This is a genomic window from Streptomyces alkaliphilus (assembly GCF_014141535.1).
GTDB lineage: Bacteria > Actinomycetota > Actinomycetes > Streptomycetales > Streptomycetaceae > Streptomyces > Streptomyces alkaliphilus.
Genome location: NZ_VKHT01000435.1, coordinates 1 through 4,200, shown reverse-complemented (window position 1 = coordinate 4,200; position 4,200 = coordinate 1). Strand labels below are relative to the sequence as shown.

Below are 4,200 nucleotides of genomic sequence, written 5' to 3'. Positions count from 1 at the left end.
CCCCCCAAGCGCCCCGGTCGAACCGGACCCGGCTGTGGGCGGACGCCCTCGGCCTGGAGACCGGGGAGGACCCCGGCTTCGACCTCGCCGCCACCGTCGCCCCCTACCGGCTGACCGGCGACCGCGTCCACCGGGCCGCCCGCTCCGCCCTGCGGTTCGCCGCCCTCGACGGCACCCCGCCCACCGCCGACCACATCCGCCGGGCGGCGCGCGGACAATCCGCCTCCGGCCTCGAACGACACGCCCGCCGCATCACCCCGGCCGTCGGCTGGGACGACCTCGTCCTCCCCGAGGACACCCGCGAGCACCTCCACGAACTCGCCCGCCGCGCCCGCCACCGAGAACAGGTCCTCGGCGACTGGCGGCTCAGCGCCGGCGGCGGACGCGGACGCGGCGTCCTGGCCATGTTCGCCGGCGACTCCGGCACCGGCAAGACGCTCTCCGCCGAGGTCGTCGCCGCCGACCTCGGCCTCGACCTGTACGTCATCCAACTGTCGTCCGTGGTCGACAAGTACGTCGGCGAGACCGAGAAGAACCTCGAACGCGTCTTCACCGAGGCGGACCGCACCGACGCCGTCCTCCTCTTCGACGAGGCCGACGCCGTCTTCGGCAAGCGCTCGGAGGTCAAGGACTCCCACGACCGCTACGCCAACCTGGAGAGCGCCTACCTCCTCCAGCGCCTGGAGGCCTTCAACGGCATCGCGCTGCTCACCACCAACCTGCGGTCCAACATCGACGACGCCTTCACCCGCCGCCTCGACCTCGTCGTCCACTTCCCCTTCCCCGACGAGGAACAACGGCTCGCGCTGTGGCGGCACAGCCTGGTCCACGTCCCGTGCGCCGACGACCTCGACCCCACCCCCTGCGCCCGCGGCTTCGAACTCTCCGGCGGCGCCATCCGCAGCGCCGTCATGACCGCCGCCTACGCGGCGGCCGGCCGCGGCACCCCCGTCACCACCGACGACCTGCTCACCGGGGCGCGCCGCGAGTACCGCAAGGCCGGCCGCCTCGTCATCGGCGACACCGCCATGTGACCCCGGTGCCCCGGAAGGCTCCCCCGGAGCCCCACGACGAAAGCCTCCCCGGGACATGGGCTCTCCTCGGGGAGGCGGAAACGCCGAACGGCGCACACCCTCGTTCGCCCCGGTGGGGGGCGGGACGGCACGACGACGGGCGTCGGAATCCGCCTCCCCACCGCGTTGGCGGCTATCTGCGGCGCCCGGTGAGGAAATCCTCCAGGGCGGACCGGCGGGAACCGGAGGACCTGTGCTCGCGACGGGATGAGTGTCGGGGCCGCCGGTAGGAGTCGTAGTCCGGCGCGGTGGGCATCTCGTGGTCCCACATGTGCGACTGACCCGCGAATTCACCCGGATCGATCGGAGGGCCGGTGGTGTCCATGGTCTCCGTCAGGATATCCATGTCGATGGTATCCCGGCCGATGCGCAAGTAGTCCTTGCCATCGGGCTTGAAGCGAGCCGCTTCGGAGGTGACCTTGCCGTTCACGAGGAACGGGAAGCGGAAGTCCTTGGCCAGGACGGGGACGGCATTGTTCTGCCAGGCGTCCAGCACCACGATTTCCGCCGGCCTGTCGGGATACCCCACGGCGACGAAAGCATGGTCGATCGACAGACTGGCATGCCAGATCGAAACGCCCGGGGGCAGGGTCTCCCTGTTGAGCAGGCAAAACGCCATCGCCGCGTGCTCACCGCAGTTCCCCACGCCCACGGCCTCGGCGGCAGCCGCGCTCTGGCCCAGGCTTTCGCGGAAATCGCTGACCGGCCGGCGAAGGTCGGGATCGCGAACGCTGGCCAGCATGTGGCCCAGGCCGCCGCCGGTGGCGGCGGCGCTCCTCACCTGGTTGGCCGCACCGTACTTGATCCGGCCCTTCACGCCCCTCATGACCCTCTCGGCGATACCGAGCAGTTGGCCCACTACGGGCTGTCCCGATGGCGGATCCGGTTTCCTGACTCCGCGAGGACGTGCCGCCATGCCCATGAGTGTTGACGGCCGCCTGGAGGACGAGCCACCGCCCGGACGCGCGTCGATGATCCGAGGATCCCTCGAACTCCCTCCTCGCCGGTGCGGAGCCCGGGAGGAGGAGCCGGGCCCGACATCGATGATCTGCGGAGTATCCGGGTCCATCTCCATCTCCTCCTGTCCCCCCTGATAGGCCTGATAGGAGGGTCCTGCTCCCGCGTAGGAGTACCCTCCTCCGCCCGAGTAGGAGGGAGCTTCTCTTTCCGAGTAGGCGACTTGGGAGGCCCAGTCGGGTTCGACATCGATGATCTGGGGACCATCCCAGTCCATCTCGTCCCCGTAGGACGGGCTCCGTTGAACCGGGACGGAATCCGAGGGAGCCGACGAGGGCACCCCGCCCCCCGGTGTGCCGGGGGGTGCGGCGAGGCGCTGTACGGACATGCCACCTGCCCTCACCCGCTGCTCGATGGCCGTGGCTTCCCGCTCGTACGGGTCGTCGGGGTGGGAAATCCGCAGCCCTTCCCCGTTGTCGGTGCCCGACACCTCCCCCTCCTGCTGCTGCTTCACATGGGCGAACTCGTGCGCCAGGGTCGGCAGGTCGGCTCCCCTCGGGCCGACGACCACATGGTTGCCCGAGGTGTACGCGTGGGCACCCATCTCCACCGCCGACCGCTGGGCCACCGGATCGGTATGGATCCGCACGTTACCGAAGTCGGCTTGCAGTTCGGCCTCCATCAGGGACCGCAGGGGCGGATCCACCGGAGCTCCCGGCGAGCGCAGCACCTCGTGCACGGTCGAGCGCTGCACCGACTCCACCGGGTTCTCGTGACCGCAGTCGGGGCCGTGCTCGTGCCGCGCCTCCTCGACCGCGCGCGCGACGGCCCGGTTGCCCGCCGAGCGCTGCAACGCGAGGAGTTGGGTGGCGATCGGGCCCCCCGAGGGAGCGCCCCCGGGGTCACTGGTGCGGCGGGACGTCGGCCTCGATGGCCGCTGTGCCCATCCGGCGTTCTCCTGGTCGCGCTTGTTCACGGGGGTCACCTGACGAAGAGCGGTTGATGTGCCATGGAAACCCATGGAAAACCGAAGCCGTGCCCGGGGGAAGGTCCCCGGGGGCGAACTTGGTGGAGACAAGGGCAGTTGGCCGTGCCCCCGGGTGGCGGCAGCGCTCTTCGGGCCCATGGACCGGTGGTGTGTGGACGCCCCCTGCCGGGGCGGGGAGAGCCGCGCCACGACGGAGTGACACCGGCCCCGGCCGGATATCCGGGGCTCGTGCCCACATCTTGGAGCAGTCGACGTGCCGGCACCGTCGCCCGGGCCGAGGGAGGGGGCCGATGTCGGAAGGCGGGCTTCGCCGGACACCCCGGCTGCTCCGGGCTTCTCCACGGCGGCGCCTCCCCGGCCGACCGCTCCGCTTCCCCGCTCTACCGAACCGGACCGCGCTCATCGACGACCATCCCGGGTTCCGAGAGGAAGACCTCCCCGTCAACGGGCCCGTAAGCGACGTTGAAGGTGTCGAGCCGGTATGACCAGTCCCGTATTCCCGCCATGCTGCTGAAGCGGTGGTTCAACTGCCACCGAACCCACTGGCCGGGAAGCAACCGAACAGCCGGTGGCCTGCGCGGCCGGGGCGGCAACCCGAACAACGGCTCCACCCGGGGGAACACCCGGAGTCGGTCGCCCTCCTCCCGAAGGCGGACACCGATCTCGCGGAGTTCCTTCTGCTCCGAGCGCGGCTCGAACCCGTCGTCCTCGGACATCCGGACGACATGGGCGACTCCGGGAGGCAGCCGGGGCAACACGAAGCCGACCGGGACGGCATTCCTGCGGGCGGCGGCCTCCCCGCCCCGGGACCGCTTGGTCCAAGACGTCCTGACCCACTGCACCGTGATCTCCATCGAACCCCCTCGCCCGGAGCCCACGAGCGCCACGCCCCGGCGGCATCCGGGTTTCCGAGAGCTCGCCTGCCACGGGCCCTCGCTGTGCTCCCCGTACGGAAGAAGCGACCTCCCCGCACCGTCCGGTGCCCACTCTCCGCTGCCTCCGTGACAACACGTGCCGGCTGCTCGGGAAGCCGCGAAGGAACCCGCCGGAGCACTGCGATGAGAGTGCCGGTCGGCGAAGGCACCCCGAACCACCCGACCGAGTACGGAAAGTAGGCGTACGAAGACATTCCGTGGACGGTACGGGTGATCGGCTGCCAGGCTTGGGGGAGGGCCGCGGGGG

At 70.9% G+C, this 4,200-nt stretch carries 3 protein-coding genes; 1 reads left to right on the top strand and 2 read right to left on the bottom strand.

The window, feature by feature from the left end; genetic code table 11:
* Positions 1-1,034 (top strand): ATP-binding protein (locus FNQ90_RS14455; protein ID WP_228471184.1); only part of this gene is annotated, 1,034 nt, incomplete at its 5' end.
* Positions 1,035-1,206: 172 nt separating this feature from the next.
* On the opposite strand, the gene FNQ90_RS14450 is transcribed toward FNQ90_RS14455, so the two are convergent.
* Positions 1,207-3,006, bottom strand: coding sequence for an eCIS core domain-containing protein (locus FNQ90_RS14450; protein WP_323379963.1), 1,800 nt, complete (start codon positions 3,004-3,006; stop codon positions 1,207-1,209).
* A gap of 392 nt (positions 3,007-3,398) precedes the next feature.
* Positions 3,399-3,872 carry a hypothetical protein gene (locus FNQ90_RS14445; protein WP_182606760.1) on the bottom strand — a complete coding sequence of 158 codons (474 nt, stop codon included), beginning with the start codon at positions 3,870-3,872 and terminating at the stop codon, positions 3,399-3,401.
* Positions 3,873-4,200: the final 328 nt, after the last annotated feature.